Annotated in this window: 24 protein-coding genes; 12 read left to right on the top strand and 12 right to left on the bottom strand. The window is 43.0% G+C overall.

Translation table 11 applies throughout. The features are described from left to right. Positions 1–175 precede the first annotated feature (175 nt). Positions 176–604, top strand: a complete 429-nt coding sequence (rplS, locus tag JMX75_RS07730; protein WP_011514626.1) for a 50S ribosomal protein L19 — start codon at positions 176–178, stop codon at positions 602–604. A 211-nt stretch (positions 605–815) separates the two neighbouring features. On the opposite strand, the gene JMX75_RS07735 is transcribed toward rplS, so the two are convergent. Next, a complete protein-coding gene (locus JMX75_RS07735; protein ID WP_201531892.1) occupies positions 816–1,373 on the bottom strand; it encodes a DUF4442 domain-containing protein in 558 nt (185 codons plus the stop codon). A 452-nt stretch (positions 1,374–1,825) separates the two neighbouring features. Between JMX75_RS07735 and JMX75_RS07740 the strand changes: the two genes are divergently transcribed. Then, positions 1,826–3,346, top strand: a complete 1,521-nt coding sequence (locus JMX75_RS07740) for a DUF3360 family protein (protein WP_133104942.1) — start codon at positions 1,826–1,828, stop codon at positions 3,344–3,346. Positions 3,347–3,494: 148 nt separating this feature from the next. After that, on the top strand, positions 3,495–5,339 hold the full coding sequence (gene uvrC, locus JMX75_RS07745; RefSeq protein ID WP_201531894.1) for an excinuclease ABC subunit UvrC: 1,845 nt from the start codon (positions 3,495–3,497) through the stop codon (positions 5,337–5,339). A gap of 117 nt (positions 5,340–5,456) precedes the next feature. Here uvrC and JMX75_RS07750 read toward each other — a convergent pair whose 3' ends face one another. From JMX75_RS07750 to lgt, 3 genes are all read right to left on the bottom strand, one after another. Beyond that, positions 5,457–6,029 carry a dihydrofolate reductase gene (locus tag JMX75_RS07750; protein WP_201531895.1) on the bottom strand — a complete coding sequence of 191 codons (573 nt, stop codon included), beginning with the start codon at positions 6,027–6,029 and terminating at the stop codon, positions 5,457–5,459. A 55-nt stretch (positions 6,030–6,084) separates the two neighbouring features. Then, positions 6,085–6,957, bottom strand: coding sequence for a thymidylate synthase (locus JMX75_RS07755; RefSeq protein ID WP_227673049.1), 873 nt, complete (start codon positions 6,955–6,957; stop codon positions 6,085–6,087). A gap of 73 nt (positions 6,958–7,030) precedes the next feature. Next, entirely contained in the window at positions 7,031–7,915 is an 885-nt protein-coding gene (lgt, locus tag JMX75_RS07760) for a prolipoprotein diacylglyceryl transferase (protein WP_201531896.1), read from the bottom strand. Between the two features lie 157 nt (positions 7,916–8,072). Here lgt and JMX75_RS07765 point away from each other — a divergent pair, with 157 nt between their 5' ends. Both JMX75_RS07765 and JMX75_RS07770 read left to right on the top strand, forming a co-directional pair. Further along, entirely contained in the window at positions 8,073–9,740 is a 1,668-nt protein-coding gene (locus JMX75_RS07765) for a DUF4139 domain-containing protein (RefSeq protein WP_201531897.1), read from the top strand. A gap of 197 nt (positions 9,741–9,937) precedes the next feature. Then, entirely contained in the window at positions 9,938–10,762 is an 825-nt protein-coding gene (locus JMX75_RS07770; RefSeq protein WP_201531898.1) for an NRDE family protein, read from the top strand. A 97-nt stretch (positions 10,763–10,859) separates the two neighbouring features. Here the strand turns inward: JMX75_RS07770 and JMX75_RS07775 are convergent, their stop codons facing one another. Then, complete coding sequence (locus JMX75_RS07775) at positions 10,860–11,381, bottom strand: RNA pyrophosphohydrolase (protein ID WP_133104917.1); 522 nt, start codon at positions 11,379–11,381, stop codon at positions 10,860–10,862. Between the two features lie 489 nt (positions 11,382–11,870). Between JMX75_RS07775 and JMX75_RS07780 the strand changes: the two genes are divergently transcribed. Together JMX75_RS07780 and JMX75_RS07785 are read left to right on the top strand one after the other, a co-directional pair. After that, positions 11,871–12,284 (top strand): OsmC family protein, encoded by a 414-nt coding sequence (locus JMX75_RS07780; RefSeq protein ID WP_133104916.1) that lies wholly within the window; start codon positions 11,871–11,873, stop codon positions 12,282–12,284. Positions 12,285–12,298: 14 nt separating this feature from the next. After that, on the top strand, positions 12,299–12,724 hold the full coding sequence (locus tag JMX75_RS07785) for an MAPEG family protein (protein ID WP_133104915.1): 426 nt from the start codon (positions 12,299–12,301) through the stop codon (positions 12,722–12,724). 49 nt (positions 12,725–12,773) lie between these two features. Here the strand turns inward: JMX75_RS07785 and JMX75_RS07790 are convergent, their stop codons facing one another. From JMX75_RS07790 to hisIE, 6 genes are all read right to left on the bottom strand, one after another. Further along, the gene (locus JMX75_RS07790) at positions 12,774–13,796 is read right to left on the bottom strand and encodes a tRNA dihydrouridine synthase (protein WP_201531899.1); all 1,023 of its coding nucleotides are present in this window, start codon (positions 13,794–13,796) and stop codon (positions 12,774–12,776) included. A 104-nt stretch (positions 13,797–13,900) separates the two neighbouring features. Then, complete coding sequence (locus tag JMX75_RS07795; protein WP_133104913.1) at positions 13,901–15,400, bottom strand: UvrD-helicase domain-containing protein; 1,500 nt, start codon at positions 15,398–15,400, stop codon at positions 13,901–13,903. 218 nt (positions 15,401–15,618) lie between these two features. Further along, positions 15,619–16,503 carry a twin-arginine translocase subunit TatC gene (tatC, locus tag JMX75_RS07800; RefSeq protein ID WP_201531900.1) on the bottom strand — a complete coding sequence of 295 codons (885 nt, stop codon included), beginning with the start codon at positions 16,501–16,503 and terminating at the stop codon, positions 15,619–15,621. After that, the gene (gene tatB, locus JMX75_RS07805; protein ID WP_201531901.1) at positions 16,503–17,198 is read right to left on the bottom strand and encodes a Sec-independent protein translocase protein TatB; all 696 of its coding nucleotides are present in this window, start codon (positions 17,196–17,198) and stop codon (positions 16,503–16,505) included. Before tatB ends, tatC begins: the two co-directional genes overlap by 1 nt. A 26-nt stretch (positions 17,199–17,224) precedes the next feature. Continuing rightward, entirely contained in the window at positions 17,225–17,467 is a 243-nt protein-coding gene (gene tatA, locus JMX75_RS07810) for a Sec-independent protein translocase subunit TatA (RefSeq protein WP_011514610.1), read from the bottom strand. 189 nt (positions 17,468–17,656) lie between these two features. Continuing rightward, entirely contained in the window at positions 17,657–18,505 is an 849-nt protein-coding gene (gene hisIE / locus JMX75_RS07815; RefSeq protein WP_201531902.1) for a bifunctional phosphoribosyl-AMP cyclohydrolase/phosphoribosyl-ATP diphosphatase HisIE, read from the bottom strand. Between the two features lie 533 nt (positions 18,506–19,038). Between hisIE and rpmI the strand changes: the two genes are divergently transcribed. From rpmI to JMX75_RS07840, 5 genes are all read left to right on the top strand, one after another. Continuing rightward, positions 19,039–19,236, top strand: coding sequence for a 50S ribosomal protein L35 (gene rpmI, locus JMX75_RS07820; protein WP_011514608.1), 198 nt, complete (start codon positions 19,039–19,041; stop codon positions 19,234–19,236). 150 nt (positions 19,237–19,386) lie between these two features. Next, a complete protein-coding gene (gene rplT / locus JMX75_RS07825; RefSeq protein WP_011281252.1) occupies positions 19,387–19,743 on the top strand; it encodes a 50S ribosomal protein L20 in 357 nt (118 codons plus the stop codon). 339 nt (positions 19,744–20,082) lie between these two features. Continuing rightward, positions 20,083–21,138, top strand: a complete 1,056-nt coding sequence (gene pheS / locus JMX75_RS07830; RefSeq protein ID WP_201531903.1) for a phenylalanine--tRNA ligase subunit alpha — start codon at positions 20,083–20,085, stop codon at positions 21,136–21,138. 82 nt (positions 21,139–21,220) lie between these two features. Continuing rightward, on the top strand, positions 21,221–23,626 hold the full coding sequence (pheT, locus tag JMX75_RS07835; RefSeq protein WP_201531904.1) for a phenylalanine--tRNA ligase subunit beta: 2,406 nt from the start codon (positions 21,221–21,223) through the stop codon (positions 23,624–23,626). A gap of 247 nt (positions 23,627–23,873) precedes the next feature. Then, positions 23,874–24,173 (top strand): integration host factor subunit alpha, encoded by a 300-nt coding sequence (locus JMX75_RS07840; protein WP_011514605.1) that lies wholly within the window; start codon positions 23,874–23,876, stop codon positions 24,171–24,173. A gap of 178 nt (positions 24,174–24,351) precedes the next feature. Here the strand turns inward: JMX75_RS07840 and JMX75_RS07845 are convergent, their stop codons facing one another. Beyond that, complete coding sequence (locus JMX75_RS07845; RefSeq protein WP_020444409.1) at positions 24,352–24,708, bottom strand: hypothetical protein; 357 nt, start codon at positions 24,706–24,708, stop codon at positions 24,352–24,354. Positions 24,709–25,157: the final 449 nt, after the last annotated feature.

Here is a 25,157-nt window from a genome sequence, read left to right on the forward strand (position 1 = left end):
AAAAGATAAGCAGTTAAGTAATAAAATTTTGAGCAATAACAAAACGAGTCATAGCATAATGGCCGTTTGTCATAACCTACTTACGTTGTGTCTTATTAAAAAGAGATATAATTAATTATTACAAACAGGTGATATGCGTCAAGCCTCTATTATCTAATGTGAGGAGATAACTCTCATGAGCAACAAGCATCCATTGGTTCAGGTCATCGAAAATGCTCAATTGATTGAGCGCCCAAGCTTTGCACCCGGCGATACCGTTGTGGTTCAAGTAAAAGTACGTGAAGGTGAGCGTGAGCGTTTACAGGCTTTTGAAGGCGTTGTAATTGCTAAGCGTAACCGCGGTTTAAACTCAGCGTTTACCGTACGTAAAATCTCAAGTGGCGTTGGTGTTGAGCGTGCATTCCAATTGCATTCACCAATCATCGATAGCATTGAAGTGAAACGCCGTGGCGCTGTTCGCCGTGCGAAACTATACTACTTACGTGAACGCTCTGGTAAATCAGCACGTATCCGCGAGAAGCTTGCTCCGCGTGCGCCTAAAGTTGTTAAGGCAAAAACTGATGCTCGCGTTCCTGATGCAGTTGAAACTGCACCTGGTATTTAAGCAAAAGTTTGCCATCTTTAGTGAGCTGTATGGTATACAGTTGACTAGAGTAAGGCGATAGTAGATACAAACCCTTATTCATAGGTTTATCATATAAATAAGCGGGTCATACCAAAAAAGACAAAACCCCAATCTGTGCGAATGCCAGATTGGGGTTTTTGTTTCTGTCGCTTTAAATCACAAACTTAAATTAAGGCCTTAAACGTTGCCTTTAATCATCGAGATTTTCAATACGGCTGTTTTGGTCTTTAGATTTGCTGTACTTACGCAAGCGTATGTATAGCGTCTTGGTGACGATAGCGATGGTCTTTTGCTGATCGTCCACGATATCTACTTGGTATTCACGAAAGACGGGCTCACCGTCTTTTGCTAACGCTTGAATGGCTTTAATTTCACTGCTAGGGATTTTCATGCGGGCAGTGACTTTGCTATTGCCTGGCGCGATAAATTCAATATGTGAGCTTTTATCCCAAACGACGTAACTGCTGCCCAGTTGATGCATGAGCATGAGCATATAAAATGGATCAACCATTGAATATAAGCTGCCGCCAAACTGTGTCCCTACAATGTTCTTATTTAGACTATTTAATCCCATATTGACCACACATAAACCTTGGTCAAGGTTTATGTGCTCAATCTTGATGCCGGCACCGATATAAGGTGCATAAGTGTTGATACGTAGCTTGAGCAGATAAGGTGTGAGCAATGGCATAATATTTTTTTTAGCGTTACGTTTTAGCGTCTCAAGATTTTTGGGTAGTAAACTCATAAACTTATCCTAGGGAACTTCTTGATTTTTAGACTGCTATTATTCAATCGTTATGGGTAAAAAGGTATTTATCATAGTGAAAAACTTATAAAGGCGCTAGAGCTAAAGCGTAACTTCATTCACATCTTAGCGCTTTGTTTTTGTCTATGCGTGATTGTCGATGGTTTATGTACCATAACGCATTATTAATTATAAGAACCATCATCATAATGACTACAATTTACTATTTTATTAGCAACTAAGTAGTTAATAAGTTTGCATTTATTTTAAAAGGAAACTTTATGTTATTAATGGCTGCTATATTTATAGTATATTCGAATCGTTATACATTCGCATTCTAAAGTCTCATGACATACAATGACTGCATTTTTTCTTCAGTGGCTTAACACTTATCGCCAGAGTAGTAAGTGGATAACCAGTCACTAAAACGTCGGTCGACACAAGGAAATGTGATGAGTAACACGCAGCTTCCCCCTTTAGATGCCAATCCGCAGCAGCCAACCTCTTCTGATAATGATGTTCAAAGTAGTTATGTAGAATTACATAAGCCCTATTCAAGTTTTAAAAATCGTGATGCCTACCTCAATCATGAATTACAAATCATGCAGCCGAAACGCTGGCGCGCCAACTTACCGTTCCGTGATTATCGTTTTGAGTACGAAGATACCATTCCAGCAATGGCTGCGACCATTGGTAAAGTCGTGATGGTGGGTGCTATTGCGGCGACTTTTGCAGGGCCACTCGGTTTGGGTGATGCTTTTATCTTAGAAAACGTCCGTTATGAGTTATTGATTGTTTCGTTTTTTGTCATTTTATTCTCAGGTTTTCTACTACCGACCGCCAACCTTGCGGGTACTCATGGGCCTTTAATTCCGCTTATTCCTATTGTTGTCGCAGCTGGTGGTCACCCGATGGCCTTTGGTCTGCTCATCGGTGCCTTTGGATTATTATTGGCAATCAGTAAAGGGGGCAGTTTACTAGCAAATTTGACCAGTAAAGGCGTGTGCGGTGGTTTGCTGCTCTACTTGGGCTTTATTGGTACGATATCACAAGTTAAAAACTTGTTTGCATGGGCAGAGGGCATTGGCATGGCGCATATTGCTTTTGTGGTGATTTTGCTGACGATTGTCTTATATGCTGTGTTAGAAAATTTTCAAAAGCGCTGGCTGGCTGTGCCGCTGAGCTGTTTGTTAGGTGGTGGCGTGGCTTTCGCTATGGGGGCACCTTTTGCCTTTAAAACCGCACCCGGTCTACCGCATATGAGCCCTATGTATTGGTGGGGCGAAAATACTGGTTGGATGTTAGGATTACCGACGGTTGAGAGCTTTATCGTGGTATTACCTTTTGCGGTGTTAGCAGTTGCTATGTGGTCGCCAGATTTTTTAGGTCATCAGGTCTTTCAGAAAATCAGCTATCCCAAACGTACTGAACGTGTACTGATGGATATTGATGATACGATGACCAGTGCATCGTTTCGTCAGGTCGTAGGTTCTGTGCTCGGTGGGGCGAACTTTGCGTCGTCATGGGGTACGTATATCGTACCTGCAGCAATTGCCAAACGTCCAATTCCAGCTGGTGCGATTTTGACAGGACTATTCTGCCTTATCGCAGGTGTTTGGGGTTACCCTATGGACTTGGCAATCTGGGAGCCAGTGATGTGTGTGGCACTCATCGTTGGCGTCTTTATACCGCTACTTGAAGCTGGTATGGAGATGACGCGTGAGGGTAAAACCACCCAATCTGCCGCCATTGTTGTCTTTGCATCTGCGTTGGTGAATCCCGCCTTCGGTTGGTCTATTACTTTGGTGCTTGATAATTTAGGCTTAATTGGCTCTAAAGAGCGCAGTGCCAGTCTGACCAAAATGAGCCGCTGGATTATTCCTGTGATCACCTTTGTGATACTGACTGGAGTCATGGCAATCGTCGGTATGTTGCCAGGTATTCCAGCACTATTACCAAATTTCCGTCACTAGTCGCACTGTAGGGTTGTTTTTCTGCAAAAAGTCAGCCTTGGTGCTGGCTTTTTTTATGGTTATTGCTAAGCTGATAAGGGTTCTTGTAAAACCCATGCCATCGCCCCATAAATAGCTATATATCAGTATCTTGAGAGCAGTAAATTCTATGGTTAATGTCTCAGCATCGAGTCCCGTCGACGATAAAAAAGCCCGTCTTAAGCATTTGATTCAGCGCCTGCCAAATTTGCCAGGGGTATATAAAATGCTTGGTAAAAATGGTGATATTTTATATGTCGGCAAAGCTAAATCACTCAAGAGCCGTGTGAACAGCTACTTTGCGAAAACCATTGATCATCCTAAGACACGAGCACTGGTGGCACGGATACATAATATTGAAACCATCATTACCCGCAGTGAGACGGAAGCGCTGTTACTTGAGCAAAATCTGATTAAAGAATATCGTCCGCCTTATAACGTGCTACTGCGTGACGATAAATCTTATCTTTATGTGTTTATTTCAGCAGATAAGCCTTATCCAAGATTGGCTTATGGGCGCGGTAAAGGTAATCACCAGAAAGGGCGATTTTTCGGTCCTTTTCCTTCCGCGCATGCGGCAAAAGAAACACTGGTGCTCATGCAAAAAATGTTTCAAATGCGCCAATGTACCAATACCTTTTTTAAGCAACGTAAGCGTCCTTGTCTTGAGTATCAGATTAAGCGTTGCCGTGCGCCATGTGTCGGTTTGGTATCACCTGAAGAGTATACTGAAGATGTGAATAATACTATTCGTTTCTTAAAAGGTGACTCTAGTGATATCCATACTGCTTTGATTGAAAAAATGGAAGCTTCTGCTGAAGAGCTAGACTTTGAAAAGGCAGTTTTTTATCGCGATCAGCTGTCTATGCTCCGTGAAGTACAAGCCAAGCAAGCCGTTTATACAGTGCAGGGTGAGGCAGATGTGATTGCTATTGCCAGTCAAGCAGGCATGACCTGTGTCAACGTATTGACGGTACGTGGTGGGCGCGTGCTTGGCGGTAAGAACTATTTCCCTGATGTCGATAGCAGTGAGCCTCTTGCAGACAATTTATCAGCGTTTATTACCTCATTTTATTTTCAGGTGACAGATGATTTGCCAGCAGAGATTATATTGAGCGATGAATTACCAGATCAGCTAGCAGTGAGTGAAGCGTTGGCAACACACTTTGGTAGTAAGGTCGTTATCAAAACCAGCGTACGTGAGCACCGTGCTGAATGGTTAGACTTAGCAAAACTTAATACTAATAATGCACTAAAAACCAAACTTGGTGATTATTTAGAGTTACATGCACGCTTTGGTGCATTGAAAGACGTATTGACTGAAGTCACGGATCGTACCATTGACCGTATCGAGTGTTTTGATATCTCGCATACGATGGGCGAGGCGACGATTGGTAGCTGTGTGGTGTTCGACCAAGGTGGCTCGCGTCGTCGTGATTATCGTCAGTATGCTATCCATGACATTGTCGGCGGTGATGACTATGCAGCGATGAAGCAAGTGCTGACAAGGCGTTATAAGAAGCAGCCATTGCCGGATTTATTGCTTATCGATGGGGGTAAAGGGCAGCTCGGTATCGCTAAAGAAGTGCTGACTGAGTTGGGTATCCTTGGTGATACTTTGCTTATCAGTGTGGCAAAAGGTGAAGGACGTAAGGCTGGACTTGAAGTTCTGCACTTTATTGACCATAAGCCACTTGACTTGCCTATGGATAGCAAGGCGCTGCATTTATTAATGCATATCCGCGATGAGGCGCATCGGTTTGCGATTACAGCGCACCGTAAGAAGCGCGATAAGCGTCGTTCATCGTCGGTGCTAGAAGTGATTCCGGGGCTGGGTGAAAAGCGTCGCCGCGATTTGCTCAATCACTTTGGCGGCATGCAGCAATTGCTCGGTGCCTCGCAGCAAGAATTAGCAGGTGTGCAGGGAATTGGTCCGGTATTAGCGAAAACCGTTTATAAAGTGCTGCATGAGTAGTCTAGGTAATGTTCGTCAAATTTAGGTTTATGTTCATAAAATTTGAACATGAAAAAAGAGGCTGTCCTAGAGTTATTTAGGATAGCCTCTTTTTACGTTTTGTTTAAAATTTTACTATTATTCAGCGTTTTTTATTTTATAAGTCACAAATTTAAAATCTAACGCGCTTTTTTCATCATGCATCTGCTCAGATTCTTCCGCAACTTCAAACTCACTTGGCAGCTCAGGATAAAAGGCATCGCCATCAACGATTTCAGTGTCAACGTGAGTTAGTTCGATACGGTCGGTGTACAGCAATGCATCGCTAAACACGCGCTCGCCACCAATTACCCAAATCGTATCAAGATGCGCACCATGCGCAAGGCTAGCTGCTTGGGTTAAGGCATCGTCTAAATTATGCATTACATAAGCTTTTTCACTACCTACCAAGCCCTTTTGCTCAGCATAATCTATCTGGCTACTGATAATAAAGCTCACACGTTTAGGTAACGGCTTGCTGCCCATTGACTCAAAGGTCTTGCGACCCATAATCACGATACCCTGTATCGCACCGTCATTTGGTTTAGTCGTCATATTTTTAAAATGCTGCAAATCGGCTGAGATATGCCACGGTAGCTCATTGTCTTTACCAATACAGCGATTGCTACTGATAGCCGCGATTTGGGCAACTTCGGTGTTGGCATAACTCATAAATTATCCTTTGCTAATGTTTAAATATATTTAAATACAATCGAATAAACAGGCGCTATACCGCCACTTGCGCCTTAATCGCTGGATGCGACTCATACCCATCAACGCTGATATCATCATAATTAAAAGCAAAAATATCTTTTATATTAGGGTTAAGCGCTAATGTCGGCAGCGTATAAAGCGAGCGGGTCAGCTGCAGCTCCACTTGCTCACGGTGGTTTTGATAAATATGGCAATCGCCACCGGTCCAAATAAATTCACCAACTTCTAAATTACAAACTTGTGCCACCATATGAGTCAACATGGCATAACTTGCGATATTAAAAGGTACGCCCAAAAATAAATCTGCTGAGCGCTGATAGAGTTGGCAGGAGAGTTTATTATCCGCAACAAAAAACTGGAATAACGTATGACAAGGTGGCAGCGCAACTTGATCTGCTTCACCCGGATTCCAGCCAGAGACAATCAAGCGCCGCGAGTTAGGATTAGTCTTTATTTGTTCAACCACTTGTGCGATTTGATCGACACCGTCAGAGTTATACTGCCCATCTGCAGTTGTGGTCGCGCCATAATTACGCCATTGGTGACCATAAATAGGACCTAAATCGCCTGCAGGTCGATTAAAACGCGCAGTTTGCTCTGTAGTTGCCCATTCATTCCAAATGCGTACGCCGTTTTGTTGCAAATAATCAACGTGGGTACTGCCACTTAAAAACCATAGGAGCTCATAAGTGATAGACTTAAGATGAACTTTTTTGGTGGTTAACAATGGAAAGCCATCGGCTAAATTAAAACGTAACTGCGCGCCAAAATGGCTTAGCGTACCAGTACCAGTACGATCACCTTTTTCCCTGCCTTCGTTAAGGACAAGGCGTAGCAGGTCTAAATAGGCTTGCTCGTTTTTAATGATAGAGCTGTTCATGGTCATAAAATTACTCTTCTGCGCTATTAAAACGCATCTTTAATATAGTTCTTAACGTGGTGCGTAAAGAAGATAAAGCTTAATAAGCGGCTTGCTTACCCCAGTCATAAATACCGCGCTTATAAGCATAAATCAGCATAATCAAACCAGCGATAATCATCGGTGCACTCAATAGCTGTCCTTTGGTCATCCAACCTAATAAAATAAATCCTTGGTCAACATCAGGCTGGCGGAAGAATTCGATGATAAATCGGCTGATACCATAACCCAGTAAGAACACAGCAGAGGCAGCCATACGTGGACGCGGCTTTGATGAATACCACCATAAGAAGATAAATAGCAGCAGACCTTCGGCAAAGGCTTCATATAGCTGCGATGGGTGACGCGGCAGCACATACTGACCATTAACCTCAATCATTAGCTCTTGCAATTGTGGATTACTCTGTAATTGCTCCATATCAAAGGCAGCGGCTTGCGGAAAATAAGTCAGCCAGTTGTAGCCACCGTCTGAGACGCGCCCCCACAGCTCACCATTGATATAGTTACCGATGCGACCAAATAGCAAGCCGGTTGGTACACAAGGCACGATAAAATCGAATACTTGGAAGGCTGTTTTTTTATATTTACGAGCAAAAAACCACATGCCTACCATGACACCAATAAAACCGCCGTGGAAAGACATACCGCCTTCCCAAACTTTTAATAGATAAGCAGGGTTTTGTAATAGCTCGCCAAACTGATAAAACAGCACATAGCCGATACGACCGCCCAAAATGACACCAAGCGCACCATAAAAGATCAAATCGGACACCATATCGGTGGTCCAATTGTCACGTTTGCTGCTGCGATACCAAGCCAGACCAAAAGCTGCAGCAAATGCGAGCAAATACATCAAGCCATACCAGTGTACTTCTACTGGACCCAAGGACAGCGCTACAGGATTATACTGAGAATGAATTATCATAAGGGCATCATCATTATTGGTAATTAAATGCTGTCTATAATAGCAAAATTCATCCCTTGCGAACACTATGATAAATGTATGGTTTATTGAATGAATAGCAAAGCGCTAAAAAAACCGATAAGATGAAAAAAAGCGCATCAACTTCTAAGGAATTATCATGTCTGCTACCGTATCATCACGATCATTTTTGCACGATAAACGGTTAACTACCGCAGTTGATGTGCAATCGCCAAACCTTAAGCGAACCAGATTATCTTTATTGTGTATAGCCGCATCAGGCTTCAGTTTTTTTGTGCCAGTGACGGCGCAAGCAGCAACCAGTAGTATCGAACAAATTACCATTTATCAAGGCTTAGCCAGTGTCACTCGTGCATTACCCATCAGTGGCACAGGTGAGCAGACACTGGTTTTTTCCTGTCTTTCGCCTGCGATTGAACCTGACAGTATTAGTGTACAAGCACTGGGCAATGTCAATATCGGTGAAGTCAGTATTCAAACCTTGAGTGGCGAGCAAGCAGCGCAGTGCCAGTATCAAGAGGCAGCTAATGTACAGACTCAGCAGAATAATCTAGCGGACATCAGTGCCGAATTGGAAGCGGCACGCCTGACCAAAGCCTATTTGCAAAACCTAACCAAAGTCACGCAAATCACTACTGCTGGTACCCTTGCCAATAATGCACGCGACTTAGAAACGCAAGCCGCCAGTATTAACAAAAAAATAGTAGAGCTACAAAAACGAGAAGCTCGTGCTAAAGACAACTTAAATCAGCTGGTCGCTGACAGTACTTCTTCAGTACAAAGTAATGTCACCCAAGTCAGTGTACGTACCGCTAGCCGTTCTGCTAGTAGTGTTAAATTACATTATCAAGTACGCGGTGCCAGCTGGGAGCCGACTTATCAAGCGCGTTTAAATACCGATAATAAACAACTCAATATCACCGCCTCTGCCATCATCGCCCAACAAACAGGCGAGAATTGGAATAATGTGCCGGTTACTTTAAGTACCGTTAATCCCAATCAAACGACGACCAGCCAGTTACCAAGAGTTGAACGTTTGTCATTATATGAAGAAGAGCAAGCTAAGTTGAGCCGTTATGCACAACCAATGATGGAAGCTGCTCCAGTGGTTGTTGTTTCTGCCAGCGACAGTTATGGCGGTGCAGGTAGTATGGCGCCGCTACCGAGCTTTACGGTTAGTAGTCAAAATAAAAATGGTATTACCGAGTATCGCTTACCGCAGCGCGTCAGTATTCCGAGTGATGGCAGGCGTGTACGCACTATTATTGATGAGCAGTCTGGCACCAGTAAGTTATGGCTACGGAGTACACCGAGCGTAGAAGCTGCCGCTTACTGGTATGCATCTGCTCCATTTTTGACACCAGCTTGGGCGGATGGATCATTGCAACTGTATCGCGACGATAACTATGTTGGTCAGTCGCGCTATGATTATCAGAGTCTAAAAGAGCAGGGTATTGGTTTTGGTGTTGATCCGGGCTTGCTTGTGAAACAGCTAACTGATGAAGACAAAAAAGGTGATAAAGGGGTGTTTAATCGTCAACAAACCAAAACTATCATTCAGGCTTATCAATTGACCAATCAGCACAATCGTAGTGTGCGCATGCAAGTGTTAGGCGCAGAACCCTTGAGTAGCGATGACAGCATTAAAGTAACCGCGACGCATACACCAGCGATTAGCAAAAAAGATTGGAATGATAACAAAGGAATGGTAGCGTGGGAGTTCGATTTACCGAGTCAACAATCTCAAGTTGTGCAGTCGATCTATCAAATTAGCTATCCTGCGGATAAAAAATTAAGCACGAATTAATGTTAAATCAGAACCATATAATCGATTCAATTTAAAAAATACAATCCTGATGGGAATGCTGCTGGGATAAATTTTATGAAGCCTCTGGAGCGCGAAGCGCACAGCAAGCGAGGAAAATTTATCCCAGCATAACCCTATTTTGAACGACTCTATTTTATATTGAAGTGACTATATAACAATCATATAAAAGGAATTCTATGTGTATTGTCGCCATTGCTTGGCAGTTATTTGATGAGCTGCCTTTGGTTTTATTATCTAATCGCGATGAGTTTCTACAGCGTCCGACAGAGCCACTACATCAATGGGAAGATAAGCCTATTTTTGCAGGGCGTGATGCGCAAAGTGGCGGTACGTGGTTAGGAATTCACCAAGAGCAGCATGCTGACTTTTATAAGCAAAATGGTCGCTGGGCGGCAGTATTGAACTTTCGCGATGGTGTGCAGGCAAGTAATGATGAGCGCTCACGTGGTGAATTGGTCGCTGATTTTTTGACCAGTTGCTTAAGCCCGATGGAATTTGCACGGAAAATCAGTCTGCAAGAATATGCTGGGTTTAATCTGATTATCGGCGATAGCAAACAAGCGGTTGTCGTTAATAACCGTGGTCATGCACCAACACCCTTATATGGAGGCTTGCACGTATTCTCTAATGGTCAGCCAGAAGAGGGTTGGTTTAAGACAGAGCGTTTGCGCGGCAGGTTACGTCAAGAAATATTGCCATTAATTAGCGAAAATAGTGATTTTGAATACTGGCAAGACGCTGCTTTTAAGGTATTGTCCGATAATACTCAAGCACCAGAAGAAGAGTTACCAAATACTGGTATCGATATCAAAATAGAGCAAGCGCTGTCTTCGATTTATATTGAAGGCGCCAATCTTACTGGCATTGCTAGTAAGGAGGCTGCCAATAATGCCGTGCCAAGCTACGGTACAAGGACACAAAGTATTTTAACGTTACGGCGAAATACTATTAAAGATTCAGGCATTCAAGCTGAAATCGTCAGCCGTGAATGTACTCATTAGCTTTTTATAAAAATCCAGTGAAAAAAATACCGCTAATGATATTAGATATCACTAACGGTATTTGTTATTGTGCTAATTGCATTAAAAATTAGTGACTTTATTCCACCAACAAATGGTTGTTTTGTTCCGGAATAATAAGCCCTTGGTGAAGCGGTAGCTCGGGCACCAATTCTTGCAAGGCGCGACGATATACGCTGCGTTTAAAGTGAATCACTTGTCCAAGTGGATACCAGTAGCTGACCCATTGCCAGTTATCAAACTCTGGTTTTCCCTCATCAAAGCGGATGTGTTGGGTATTTGGCTCATCTAAGCGTAGCAAAAACCATTTCTGTTTTTGCCCAATACATAAAGGGTACTGCCCATGACGCACATAACGTTTTGGCAGACGATAACGCAACCAATCTTGCGTAACCGCTAGCAAATCGACATGACGCGGATGTAGACCGACCTCTTCCCAGAGCTCGCGATACATCGCATCCATCGGCGTCTCCCCACGGTCGATACCGCCTTGAGGGAACTGCCAAGCGTTGTGACCAATACGTTTTGCCCACAGAACTTGCCCTTGTGTATTTGCCAAGATGATGCCGACATTGGCGCGAAAGCCGTCTGCATCTATCATGACGTAACCTTTTAAAATGTTTAAAAATAGCTTATTTCAACAAAGCACAGTGACAGCAATCATAATTATTATAGGGTGATTGCTATCGATACTTTGGCAAAATAAGATTCATTACCATCATTAAACCAAGAAAAGAGCAAAATGTGTAACAGTATTTTGCTATAAAATGTTTCACAGCTTTAATGATTTAAAATCAAGAGGTTATATAAAGATATTTAAGCAGACTTTTGTATATTTTTTAGCTAAGTTATTTTGTTGTTAAAGTTTTTGCTTTAGTGTCTTATCGTTATAAGTGCTTACTTAATAATATAAGTAATAATACGGGTTTTTGATTCATTAATGCGGGTTTTAGCTTATGCTACACTAGTCATATTTTGCTTATCTTAATCAACGATAAAGTATTAAATCGATAAAGCTGTTCTTATATATTGAACCAATAATATCGAACAAATAAGAACCTATTATTAAATAAAACTAGGAATATTAAAAATGTCAGAATCTAAAGCAAGCGTTACATGGCAAGAGAACAAAGCCTTTATGGGTATATCGCCATCAGGGCATAATGTACAAATCGATGCTGATAAAGAAAAAGGCGCCAGTCCAATGGAGCTGATTCTACTAGGGCTTGGTGGTTGTGCTAGCTATGATGTGGTGGCGATTTTGCAGAAATCGCGTCAAAATGTGACTGACGTACGTTGTGAGCTGACTGCTCAGCGTGCTGAAACTGTACCAGCTGTCTATACTGATATTCATATGCATTTTGTGGTGACCGGTCAAGATGTCAAAGAAAGCCAAGTAGAAAAAGCCATTAAATTATCCGCAGAAAAATACTGCTCAGCCAGTCGTATGTTGGTACAAGGCGGGGTCAATGTGACGCATGACTTTGAAGTTATCGCAGGATAAAGGCGAGTATATTGATGAATTTATTCTTAGGGTTGGTCTCTGATACCGCATCGTCAGCCATTTGGGCAATGGTGGTAGCCAGTTTGCTGCCATTAACAATGGCATTGACTGCAAAAATGCTCGGCGGCTTTAATTTGGCTGACAATGCCCATCCACGAGATTTTTTACAAGGTACGACGGGCGCTGCTGCACGTGCTAATGCCGCGCAGCAGAATAGCTATGAGACTTTACCAGTATTCTTAGCTGCAGTCTTGGCAGCGATGCTGTTTTTTGTGCCACAGCTGATTGTAAATACATTGGCTTGGCTATACGTGCTCATTCGCATTGGTTTTTGCGTCGCTTACATCACTAATCTGGCGATGTTCCGCTCTATCCTCTGGGGGCTTTCTATTGCCTGCTGTCTCATGCTCTTTTATTTAGCTATTCGAGTCAGTGTATAGTAGCAGCTAATTGAAAATACTAATGCTTATAAGATAAAAGCAGCTAACGTTACTGTGCACTCATCTGTAGTGCGCTAATGATAGCTGCTTTATTTTTCTCTCTTTTAATACTGTCCCATAATATCTTCGCCTCGCTATAGCCTTTGGTGAGCATCGCTAACCATTGTTTATAACGACCGACCAATACAATATCGCTTTTTGCTGTGCCTTGCAGAAATTTAATCTGATGCGCAATCAGGTCTTGCCATAACAATATTGTTTCATTATTTAAAGTCTGACTAAGTTCTCTATCAACCTGCGCAATCAAATCGGGACGGGTGACCGCGCCGCGACCCAACATCAAATGCTCTGTACCTGCTTGTACCATACAATTTTGTGCGTGCTCTGCATTCCATATTTCGCCATTGGCAATGACTGGAATATCGAGCGCATTAAAGCTTTGAATCTTGTCCCAATAGGCGGGTGGCTTATAGCCTTGGGTTTTGGTTCGTGCATGAATGGTTAGCCAATCAGCGCCACTGTCGTTAATCGCAGCTTTGATATCATCCATGCGACTGGTATCGGTATAACCTAAACGAATTTTGGCTGAGACTGGAATATGAGCGGGAACAGCTTGACGCACCGCGCTGATAATCTGATACATGGTTTCGGGTTCATCCAGTAATACCGAACCACCACGATGGCTATTGACAGTCTTGGCAGGACAACCAAAATTGATGTCAATCGCCGGTGCACCAAGCGCACAGGCATATGCCGCGTTGTCTGCCATGAGTTGCGCTTCACTGCCAAGCAACTGGATATGAATAGGCGTGCCACAGGTAGTCTTGGCCTCATGACGCAATTCTGGAACGTATTTATAAAATACATGCGCGGGCAAGACATGCTGAGTCACACGGATAAATTCGCTAACCGACCAATCATAAGGGCGACCCAAGTCTGATGCAATTTGCGTGAGAATTTGTCGCATTAATGGATCGGTCAAGCCTTCCATTGGAGCGAGCAGGCGGACGGGATTGGCGAATAACTGACGGATGGTATTTTGACGTATTTGAAGTTGCTGATTAGTATTCATGCTTGTTGTTCACTACTAAAAAGGTGCTATTAAAGGATTGCCATAAAGACAGGTAGGCTAGAGGTTTAGAGTGGCAAATACAGAGAGTGACTAACTGAGAAAAATTAAGTATTACCAAAAATCACTTTTTTGCCTGTCTGCAAACCAGATATCAAGTCTTTAATATTATGGATGTCCAAATTGCTCTGGGCACGTGTGCAAGCGACGTAGAGCAAACGCAACTCTTCAGGGCTTATTTTGACCGCATTGGTGGTCACATCATAATAGAAATCATCGTCCAGCTGTACCTTTCCCCATTCGAGCCCTTTGGCCTTATGGGCAGTGGAGATAACATAGTCAGCATTTTCAATACTGGTCAAACTATTGACTGCTTGGCTCAGGACATTGGTGCCATGATCATCGACCAATTTCACCAGTGTTTTTAGATCGCTGCCTTCATTGGTTTCAGAGTACTCTTGTACATCGCCCCAATTATAAAAGTATGCCAGTTCAGGCACGCCATAAGCAGACTTGCCATTTTTTAAGTTTTCGGCTGCCTGACAAAATTTAAGCATACGATCGGTATCGGCTTGTAGCGCCACGCGGTGACCGAGCTTGAGTCCAGTCAATAGTTGCGACATCGCAGCAGCATTGGTGCGACATAGAATAGCGTCTTTTTTACTGTGTACCATGCCTTTGTCGGTGGAGGATTGCTTATTCGGATTGCCTTTTAATGGCACATCTTCTTGTAAGGCTTTGAGTAAGGTATTGGCAATCTCAGCAATCGGTTCGCCAAAACGAAACGACTGGGTTAATAAAGTCTGCGGCAATGGCAGTTTTTTCATCGCATTGACCGCACCGCGCCATTCATAAATCTGCTGATGGGCGTCGCCTACATAAATCACTTGCCGTGGCTGCTGGGTCAAAATCCCCATCATCAAGGGATCGGCATCTTGCGCTTCGTCAAATAAGATAAAATCCGCAGGAATACTGGGCTTCGATAATGCCCACAATTTAAGATAAATATCATGCCCGATACCAGCTGGATGGCGCGCATCAATTGACTGTAGCCAGCGTTGCTCGACGGCAGGGTAGAGCATCTCACGCAACTGTTCGGCATCTGACTCATCGAGCCAGCTTGGAAATTCAATATGCCTTGGTGCAGGATAACTGGCATGCGTACTACAAAAGTTACTGACAGCATCACTAACGAATCGGGCTAATCTCGCAGGCGTGAGCGTAATGTATTTATTAATGCCATCCATTTGCCGACGGACTTGGACGGGCTGCAAACCCAAATCATCACCCAGACGTTTGGGTGAAAAACGCGGCAACGACAGCTTAGCAGTGATATCACGGGCGACATGCCGATAAGCAAGCGAATGAAAGGTGCGACATTCCACATGCGGTGGAAACTTTGAGCGAGCATCATTGGCAATCGTTTTGTTAAAGGCTAAGTATAAGCCGCGTCCACGCAAACGCTCACCAATCAGTTTTAAGGTCGTCGTCTTACCAGCACCCGCATAAGCCACCACTTTAAATGACTTGTGATCCATCGCCATGTTAAGCGCGCTCAGCTGCTCATCAGTGGGATCGCTCATATAAGCTGGCATAGATGCGGACATAAAAAATTACCTAAAAGAGTAAAACGGATCAAAAATGACGGGGGTAAAAAAAGCCACTGCATAGACAATGGCTGACTCATCATGTGCACTTGCAAAATATTTGCAAGTGCACATGACAATAATAAAAAAACTGATAGAAAATAAAGGTGGAAATAAGCAGGTTATAGTAACAGATTAGCGCGTTGGCTGTTTTTGGAATAAGTGTCTGACAAGTGATGTTATTCTTTATTTAACCCTGTATCGCTTGCTAAGGTAGGACTGTGTTCTTCTTTAATTAATATTTTCGCTAAAAATAATCCTAGCTCAAATAGTAGCCACATCGGAATGGCGAGCATCAACATCGACACCCCATCAGGCGGTGTCACGACCGCAGCAACGGCGAAACAGCCGACAATAATATAACGGCGTTTATCTTCTAAGCTTTGAATGGAGACGACACCAGTCAATATCAATAGCAAGGTGACGACTGGAATCTCAAAGGTTAAACCAAATACCATAAAGAGTTTGAGTGCAAAACTTAAATAACTGTCGATGTCGGTCATCGGCAAGACGTTCTGCGGCGCGAACATAATAAAGAATTTTAGAACCCCTTTAAGGACAATAAAATAAGAGAAAGCCACACCCGCATAAAATAAAAATATAGAGGACATTAAAACGGGAATGGCGATTTTTTTCTCTTTTTTATATAAACCGGGTGCGACAAACGACCAGATTTGATACAAAATGTAGGGCATTGCAAAGAAGGCAGCGACAAAAACAGTCAGGCGTATCGGTGCCATAAAGTTGGAAGTGATATCCGTCGCGATCATCGTTGAGTTGGCAGGCAACTGGGCAACCAATGGGTCGGACAAAAAATCATAGAGCTCGCGGGAAAATCCGACCAGGGCTAAGAATATTACCAGTACGGCAACACATATCTTAATCAAATGACGACGCAGCTCAATCAAATGCTCGGTAATCGGCATATCGCCAAGTGAGCTTAGGATATCGCCAGAGTCGTCAGTATTGCTGTCGACATTACCATTAATGGTAGCTGTTGAGGTATCGATATCTGAATCCGCGACTTTTTCTTGACGGCTTTTTTTACGTTTAAATAAGCCCACTAATTACTCTCCTGCTTATTAACAGAAGTCTGTTTGGGTAAAGGGCTGTCTAGATGGCTGTTTAGTAAGATATCGGCTTTATAGTTTGGTAAGTAAGGCGGTTGCGGCAAACGACGCGCTTTATCATAAGCACCAAGACGAAACCACATGTTTTCCCATGGTCTAGTTGTGATGGTTTGAATCACTGGATTGGCGTTATCATTAAAGTCAGTTTTTAGACTGTCGTTATCACCTTGTGCCGATGGCTGCTCAGAGCTTTCTGGTTTCTCAGCCTGTCTATTACTATCGTAGGCATAGTCAAAGGATTTTGGACTCACTGGTCGATTATCATCATTCTCACTACTGGCTTGGCTACTTTGCCTGGGCTTAGCGTCATCGACTAGATCACGCGATGCCTTTAAATGCTGGTTTTTCGAGGATTCAAACTCTTGCATACTGCCGCGCATTTCTGCCATTTCACGGCGCATTTCTGCTTCAGTCTGGCGAATTTTGGCCAGCTCTTTTTGCATTTGTTGGCGCGTCTCAGCTAAGTCAAGCTCCGCTTCGATTTCAGATTGCAAAGTAGAAACCGTGCGGCGAATTTTGGCATACCATTGCCCAGCGGTACGCGCCGCTTGGGGCAGCTTTTCTGGCCCCAAGACGATTAAGGCAATGACGCCAAAAAGCAATAATTCAGAAAACCCAATATCAAACATAATGTTTCGATGTCACTGTCTAGATGCTATACATTATGGGTGTCATCAACCTTAGTGGTTGTTGGGCGCTCTTCAGTGTGTGCGTTGCCATCATGGTCGAGCACCACTTGCTTTTTGGCATGTTCAGTATTTTCGTCTTTGACGGCTTCTTTAAAACCTTTGACCGCGCCGCCCAAATCTTTACCGGCATTTCTTAGTTTGGAGGTGCCAAATACGACAACCACCACCACCAATAAAATCAGCCAATGCGTAATGGAAAAACTGCCCATAATGCTATCCTTATGTCTTGGTTTTCAGTCTTTATAGGAATACGTTGAGTGTATAGAATATTGCTGTCGTACACAAAATCTATCGACAGCTTATGCGAAGTAACACGTCACACTATTATAACCTGCCGTTATGACAAAAAGGTGAAAGCAACAATAATCAAACAGGGTAATGGCTAATTTTATAAAAAGCTATCGAGCCGCCTTTTCATCAATACCTGATAGACCAAAGCGTCGACCTAGCTCATTTAATACTGCCTCTGATTCGATATCGAACCAAGCCAAACCTACTAAGGTATGGAACCAAACATCAGCGACTTCATAGATCAGCTCATGACGCGCTTCGTCATATTGGGCTTTATCCGTATTTTCATTGCAATTAGCAAAGTCTTTAGCAGCGATAATGCTCTCTGTACTTTCTTCACCGACTTTTTCTAATATTTTATTCAAACCCTTGGCGTATAAGCTTGCTACATATGAGCTATCGGCATCCGCTTGTTTGCGTTCTGCTAATACTTTATCAAGCTGCTGCAAGATGGAGCGAGTGATGGGGCTGTGGTCATTCTGATTGGTATCTGAATCGACTATATTTTCCGCCGCCGCTTCATTAATTTCAGGCGTGGCTTGTGTTGCTGTATTTGAATGATAAATATCAGCAGGATCCTTTAATACTTTATCAACCGTTTGCCACTCAGGCGTTTGCCCTGATAAATCCAAACGCTGATAAAAACAAGACTCGCGGCCAGTATGACAAGCGATACCACCGGCTTGAGTGACGCTAAGGACAATCACATCGGCGTCGCAATCTAGACGAATATCATGTACGCGTTGGGTATGTCCAGAGGATTCGCCCTTATGCCATAACTTGCCACGCGAACGCGAAAAATACACCGCCGTCTGCGTTTGTGAAGTTAATTGTAGGGATTCGGCATTCATCCAAGCCATCATCAAAATACGCCCTGACACATAATCTTGTGCAATTGCAGGAATCAAACCATCATCATTAAATTTTATGGCAGCCAGCCAAGCAGGTGAAGTCATAATCTTGTTGCCATCTTATAGGTAGAAAATAATAAAAAGTCGCTAAGTATTCGCTAAATAATAGTTATTCAGCCTATCTGTCATTCATGTGAGCGCTTTATCAACACGCAGTCTCTACTTAAACACAGCTTAAGCTGACATTCAATATGTTAAATCAGTAAATACAGCACAATTATACTCGAGCTGAATTTTGATACAGCAAGAATTTCAAATTAACAGTGTTTTAGTTCGCCTATTTTGTTTTCAGCTAGCTATCGCTTGTGGCTGCTCAGTTTTTGCTGCTAAGCGTGTGCTTTAAGTGGCTAATAATCAAGTTTTAGAAGACGAAAATAAGCAGCAAGGTATTTGTGATTAGAAAGAACAACATACGCTAAACAGCGTTAAAACTTTCCTTGGCAAAACAGCGCACGATCTGTTAAAATGTCGCCTCCCACCTCGAGGCAAATAGAGGTTTGGTGCCTGTTTTTACAGCCACTAATCATTATTGACTATTTGACGACCAGGTTCTAAAACAGAAAAAGAGGCAAATCATCATGAAAAATAAGATGAAAACCAGAAGCGGTGCAGCTAAACGCTTCAAAAAAACAGCGAACGGCTTTAAGCGTAAGCAAGCATTCAAAAGCCATATTTTGACCAAGAAATCACCTAAGCGTATTCGCCAGTTGCGTGGTCTTAAGTTGGTGCACAAGTCTGACGAAGCAGCAGTTCGTCGTATGTGCCCATACATTTAATAGGCTATCGTCATTTATCTTTAGTTAAGCGCTGTTTAATGAATAGCGACTGAATTAAAAGTATATGACTTTGCAATTTGATAACGATGTCTATTATCTGATGACATCGTGATTCGTTTAATAATGATTAAAAATATCTTGGAGTAATTTATGGCCCGTGTAAAACGTGGTGTACAGGCGAATCGTCGTCACAAAAAAATCTTAAAGCGTGCAAAAGGCTACTACGGTGCCCGTTCACGTGTTTACCGCGTAGCGGTACAGGCAGTGACCAAAGCTGGTCAATATGCTTATCGTGACCGTCGCAACAAAAAACGTACTTTCCGTCGTCTTTGGATTGCACGTATCAATGCTGGTGCACGCTTAAACGGCTTAAGCTATAGCCGCTTTATCAATGGCATGAAAAAAGCTAACATTGCAATCGATCGTCGCGTACTTGCTGACATCGCTATGCATGATGCAGCGACTTTCACAGCGTTGGTCGAAAAAGCTAAAGCGGAACTAGCATAAATATTAACCTTCCTTTAGGTAGGCTGCTTTTTAAATCATTATTGATAAGTAGTTATCTACATGGATAGGAATAATATTGATTAATAGGTTGATATTAATAAAAGCTACCGCTGGTCGGTGGCTTTTTTTATATCACATTGTCTGACTGCCTACTTTTAGTACCAGAATCACATACGCTGTTATAGGATAGCGTTTATCATCGTCTAAATATTCAAGCCATTCATATCATTGAAATTATCGTCACATGAATGGGTAAATGGTTTGCAATATTTGGTCAAATCCCTACAATTACCTATCACTATTATTAATAGTCCGTTTAAATCAGGAAGAATGCGTCTTATGACTACCCCTGCTGCTACCACCGATTTGTCGGCGCTACCGACCTTGTCCACAGAGCTAAGCGAGCTTAATGAAGCTCAGCTAAATGAGTTGGCCAGTGCCGCTGAAGCCTTGATTCTACAAGTAACTGATGTGCGTGCGTTGCAAGATTTGCGGGTGCAATTGACCGGTAAAAAGAGTTCCTTAACTGGCTGGTCAAAGCAGATGGGTAAACTCAGCAGCGACGATAAAAAAACCTACGGCGGCTGGTTGCATCAAGTCCGTAGCCGTATTCAAGATGCGTTGACAGAGCAGCAGCAGCAGCTAGAAGTGGCTGCACTAAATGCCAAGCTTGCAAGCGAGAGCATTGATATCACCTTGCCTGCTCGCGGTGGTCAAAAAGGTCATTTGCATCCCGTGACCATGATTACCCAACGTATGCAGCAGTATTTTATACAAGCGGGTTTCAACGTTGCTACTGGTCCTGAAGTTGAGAGCGATTACTATAACTTTGAAGCGCTCAATATTCCGTCGCATCATCCAGCACGCGCGATGCACGATACCTTCTATTTTGATGCGCATTATTTACTGCGTACGCATACCAGCCCCGTGCAAATTCGCACCATGGAAAAGAATGAGCCGCCGATTCGTATTATTTGTCCCGGTCGCGTCTATCGTAATGACTCGGACCAAACCCATTCGCCGATGTTCCATCAGCTAGAAGGTTTAATGGTTACCGAGTCGAGCACTTTTGCTGAGCTAAAAGGCTTGATTAGTGAGTTCTTGGAAGCGTTTTTTGCCAAAGAGCTAACCGTACGTTTCCGCCCGTCATTTTTCCCATTTACTGAGCCGTCAGCTGAAGTCGATATCCTAGATGATAATGGTAAATGGCTTGAAGTCATGGGCTGCGGTATGGTGCATCCACAAGTGCTGACCAACTGCGGTATTGATGCCGAAAAGTATACTGGTTTTGCCTTTGGTATGGGTATTGAGCGCTTTGCGATGCTGTACTACGGTATCGATGATTTGCGCCTGTTTTTCCAAAACGACGTACGCTTCTTAAAGCAGTTTGGCTAGAGTTTCCTTTGTTAATATAATAGGTTAATACGCCAACCTTTAATTCAAAATCTTTATTATAAAATTCTGATCCGAGATACTTATGAAAATTAGCGAACAGTGGCTACGTCAATGGGTAAACCCTAACAATAGCAGTGAGCAATTGGCTGAACAACTCACGATGGCAGGGCTAGAGATTGATGATCGCTTTGCAGTCGCTCGTGCCTTTAGTGGTGTGGTCGTTGGTGAAGTTATCAGCGTTGAGCAGCATCCAGATGCCGATAAATTACGTGTCACACAGGTCAATATTGGTGCAGCTGAGCCGTTACAAATCGTTTGCGGTGCACCCAATGTGACTATTGGTATGAAAGTGCCTGTTGCTACCGTCGGTGCTGTTTTACCTTCTGATAACGGTGCGGGCTTCCAAATTAAAAATGGCAACCTACGCGGTGTCGATTCTAACGGTATGCTCTGCGGCGCTTCTGAAATTGATTTAGTCGATGACATTGATGGTTTGCTCGAATTGCCAGCAGATGCAACAATCGGTATGGATATCCGTGAATATCTAGGCTTAGACAATCAAATATTCGATATCTCTATTACGCCAAATCGCGGTGATTGTTTTAGCGTACGTGGTATTGCGCGTGAGATATCCGTCATTAACGATTTGCCGTTACAAATGCCAAATATCCCTGATAATATCAATTTCACTCAAAACGAAGTGATGCCAGCTGTAACAGTCAGTGCTGTAGAAGCTTGTCCACGCTACCTTTTACAGTCGATAAGCAATATCGATCGTAGTATCGATACGCCAAAGTGGATGCAAGATGCGCTGGTTCAGTCAGGACTACGCTCGCACAACTTTTTGGTTGATGTGACCAACTATGTCTTGATGGAATTGGGTCAGCCGCTACATGCTTTTGATGCCGATACTATCGAGGGCGATATCGTTGTGCGTTTGGCACAGCCTGAAGAAACCATTACCTTACTAAATGAGCAAACCATTACCTTAACCGGTGATGAATTGGTCATTGCTGATGATAAAGGCACACTTGCACTTGCTGGAATCATGGGCGGTCAACGCAGTAGTGTGACTGATAGCACCACCAATATCGTCTTAGAGAGCGCCTTCTTTAATCCATTGGCTATCGCTGCACGCGCACGCCGTTTTGGTCTGCATACTGATGCCTCACAACGCTTTGAGCGAGGGGTAGACTTTGAATTACCAGCGCTTGCTTTAGCGCGTGCTGTTGATTTGATTACCAGTATCACGAATTCTCAAGCGGGGCAAATAATCACAGTCGAAAGTAGCAAGCACCTACCGGCACGTGCGCCCATTACCTTGCCAATTGCTAAAGTCCGTGATGTTATCGGTATTGAGATTGAGCCAGCAGTCATGGTGCGTATCTTAACCCAATTAGGCTTTAAGGTAGAGCAGCAAGCAGATAGCCTAATTTGTACGCCGCCATCATATCGCTTTGATATGAGCATTAAAGAAGATTTGATCGAAGAGGTTGCTCGTATCTATGGCTACGACAATATCCCAAGCATCTTGCCACACCTGCAAGTCAGTATGGATTATGACGATACCGCAGACTTGACGCATGAGATGAAGCTGGCACTGGTCGATAATGGCTATATGGAAGCGATCAGCTTTAGCTTTAGTGACGCAAAAATAGAAGCCTTGCTCGATGATAAAGCCCTAGGAGAAGTGTTGGCACTGGCCAATCCTATCTCTAGTGACTTAGCCGTGATGCGCCGTACCTTGCTATCAAGCTTATTGCCTTGCGTGCAGTACAATCTCAATCGTCAGCAGCCACGCGTTCGTTTCTTTGAAACAGGGCTTAGCTTTGTTGGTCAAAGTATTAGTGAGTTGGTGCAAACGCCAAGTATTGCGTTAGTAGCAGTTGGCGATGTCTGGGACGAGCAAGCGTATCAAAACCGTGCGTTAGACTTTTATGATCTTAAGCATGATATTGAGCAATTATTACCTGCGCAAGTGGATAGTGCGCGTATCCGTTATGAGCGTAGTGAGCTAGCTTTCTTGCATCCGGGTCAAAGTGCCAAGCTCTATATCGATGATCAGTATGTCGGTTGGTTGGGGCAATTGCATCCTAATACCGCTAAACTGTTGGATCTGCCAGCTACGTGGGTTGCGCAGTTGTCATTGGCACCATTACTAACGCTTGCTCGTGAACAGCATGCCATTACTACTCCAAGTAAGTTCCCGCAAGTACGCCGCGATATTGCTATATTAGTAGACAGCGATATCAGCCTTCAAACTCTAGAGTCAACTATACGTAAGGCATCAGGTGCACTCTTGACTGATCTTTGGTTGTTTGATGTATACCAAGGCGAAAAAGTGCCAGCAGGTCAACGCTCATTAGCATTTGCCTTGATATGGCAAGATAAAACGCAAACCTTATCGGATGACGCTGTAAAAACGGCCACTGATAAAGTGGTACAAGCATTAACGGTTGAGCATTCAGCACAGCTACGTGACAGCTAACCTCTAATCGAAAAAGACAAATACTCTATAGCCTCAATATAAATGAGGCTATGGATTTTTGCTATTTATAAAAATTATTAACTGATAGAAGATTTTATTCATAGAGTAAGTTAAGTAGTTATTAATAAAGGATTTTAATGCAGACTTTATTAAAAAGACGCACAAAAACCTTTATAATAGCTAACACTAATTCTCATACCGCTAAACCATGATATTCGACATCACGACATAGCATAGGAGTCGTACTGTGAGCACCTTAACCAAATCTGACATGATTGAGCATTTGATGAATCATCTAAACCTAACGCGCCAAGAAGGTCGCTGTTTGGTAGAGAATTTTTTTGACGAACTGTCAGAGAGTTTGATTGATGGCAAAGAGGTCAAGCTTTCAGGCTTTGGCAACTTTGAGCTTAAAGACAAAAATAGTCGCCCAGGACGCAACCCTAAGACAGGGGAGCCCGTCGCCGTATCAGCGCGCCGCGTTGTGACCTTTAAAACAGGACAAAAATTCCGTCAACAGGTCGATGAGCGCCTATTTGACCAATAATAGTAGTGAGTAAGATTAAAAGTGATGGTTCGCAGTTGTCTATTAAATCGACTGTTATAGCCATCATTTTTTTATGCGACATTGTCTCAGTTATATAAAACATAAATTGCAGGCATAAAAAAAGAGAGCATAGGCTCTCTTTTTTTTAGTACAGTATTTTTATTTATAAAAATAAAAATTACTGAGCTGGTTGCTCAACTACAACTTCGTCAGCTGCGTCTACAGCTGGAGTTTCGCTAGCTACGTCAACGCTAGTAGTAGTACCGTCTACAGGTACTTCAGCATCGATTTCGTCAGTAGCAGTAGCAAGTTGTGCATCAGCGATATCAGCTTCAGCGCCAGCAACAGCAGCTTCTGCTTCAGCAGGAACAGCTTCGCCAGCAGCAGCAGCTTCGTCTAATTGCTCAGAAGCGTCAGTCACTTCTTCTTGCGCGTCAGATAAATCTTCAGCAGCGTTTTCTTTGTTGCTATCACAGGCAGTTAAGCCCATAGTTGCAGTCATGATACCAGCTAGAGCAAGTAATTTTAAGTTCATAAGGTTTTCTCCGGGATAATTAAATGAGCAGTAGCAGCAAAAAAGGTTGAACATCCGAGATGTCTCAGATATTCAACTAGTCTTAGTCACAGCTACTCAGCTTTCACGCATTCTATATGATTTCTTTCTGCATAGAAAGAGGTTGTACAATTAAGTTACAATAAAATTGTAAATAGGGTTTTATTTTACTTATTTTACATAATTATCCATACAAAAAGTCAAATTAATCGACGTATAATCAACGACATCTGCTTATTGCAGAGAAATTCCTTATGTCTGGTACTTTGTATCTGTTTGCGCTATTTATGACAGCATAATAAAGAAGATAGCGGATACATAAGTAATGCTAAATGGTAGTCGTAATAACTGGCTGTAAATATAAAAAAGCGCTAAGTGTTTTAAAGCAGTTTGTAGTCTGTGGCTAATGAAATTAGCAAAGTTTATCAAGA

Source organism: Psychrobacter sp. LFX-11D (assembly GCF_904846475.1).
Lineage (GTDB): Bacteria > Pseudomonadota > Gammaproteobacteria > Pseudomonadales > Moraxellaceae > Psychrobacter > Psychrobacter cryohalolentis.

Coding starts and splice junctions, on each gene's coding strand:
- JMX75_RS07790 (WP_201531899.1), bottom strand. CDS start 13,796: ATGAATACTAATCAGCAACTTCAAATACGTCAAAATACCATCCGTCAG.
- rpmI (WP_011514608.1), top strand. CDS start 19,039: ATGAAAAATAAGATGAAAACCAGAAGCGGTGCAGCTAAACGCTTCAAA.
- JMX75_RS07755 (WP_227673049.1), bottom strand. CDS start 6,957: ATGACCATGAACAGCTCTATCATTAAAAACGAGCAAGCCTATTTAGAC.
- pheS (WP_201531903.1), top strand. CDS start 20,083: ATGACTACCCCTGCTGCTACCACCGATTTGTCGGCGCTACCGACCTTG.
- JMX75_RS07845 (WP_020444409.1), bottom strand. CDS start 24,708: ATGAACTTAAAATTACTTGCTCTAGCTGGTATCATGACTGCAACTATG.
- JMX75_RS07770 (WP_201531898.1), top strand. CDS start 9,938: ATGTGTATTGTCGCCATTGCTTGGCAGTTATTTGATGAGCTGCCTTTG.
- JMX75_RS07795 (WP_133104913.1), bottom strand. CDS start 15,400: ATGTCCGCATCTATGCCAGCTTATATGAGCGATCCCACTGATGAGCAG.
- tatB (WP_201531901.1), bottom strand. CDS start 17,198: ATGTTTGATATTGGGTTTTCTGAATTATTGCTTTTTGGCGTCATTGCC.
- JMX75_RS07740 (WP_133104942.1), top strand. CDS start 1,826: ATGAGTAACACGCAGCTTCCCCCTTTAGATGCCAATCCGCAGCAGCCA.
- JMX75_RS07750 (WP_201531895.1), bottom strand. CDS start 6,029: ATGAGTTATGCCAACACCGAAGTTGCCCAAATCGCGGCTATCAGTAGC.
- uvrC (WP_201531894.1), top strand. CDS start 3,495: ATGGTTAATGTCTCAGCATCGAGTCCCGTCGACGATAAAAAAGCCCGT.
- JMX75_RS07765 (WP_201531897.1), top strand. CDS start 8,073: ATGTCTGCTACCGTATCATCACGATCATTTTTGCACGATAAACGGTTA.
- pheT (WP_201531904.1), top strand. CDS start 21,221: ATGAAAATTAGCGAACAGTGGCTACGTCAATGGGTAAACCCTAACAAT.
- JMX75_RS07780 (WP_133104916.1), top strand. CDS start 11,871: ATGTCAGAATCTAAAGCAAGCGTTACATGGCAAGAGAACAAAGCCTTT.
- tatA (WP_011514610.1), bottom strand. CDS start 17,467: ATGGGCAGTTTTTCCATTACGCATTGGCTGATTTTATTGGTGGTGGTG.
- JMX75_RS07735 (WP_201531892.1), bottom strand. CDS start 1,373: ATGAGTTTACTACCCAAAAATCTTGAGACGCTAAAACGTAACGCTAAA.
- lgt (WP_201531896.1), bottom strand. CDS start 7,915: ATGATAATTCATTCTCAGTATAATCCTGTAGCGCTGTCCTTGGGTCCA.
- rplT (WP_011281252.1), top strand. CDS start 19,387: ATGGCCCGTGTAAAACGTGGTGTACAGGCGAATCGTCGTCACAAAAAA.
- JMX75_RS07785 (WP_133104915.1), top strand. CDS start 12,299: ATGAATTTATTCTTAGGGTTGGTCTCTGATACCGCATCGTCAGCCATT.
- hisIE (WP_201531902.1), bottom strand. CDS start 18,505: ATGACTTCACCTGCTTGGCTGGCTGCCATAAAATTTAATGATGATGGT.
- JMX75_RS07775 (WP_133104917.1), bottom strand. CDS start 11,381: ATGATAGATGCAGACGGCTTTCGCGCCAATGTCGGCATCATCTTGGCA.
- rplS (WP_011514626.1), top strand. CDS start 176: ATGAGCAACAAGCATCCATTGGTTCAGGTCATCGAAAATGCTCAATTG.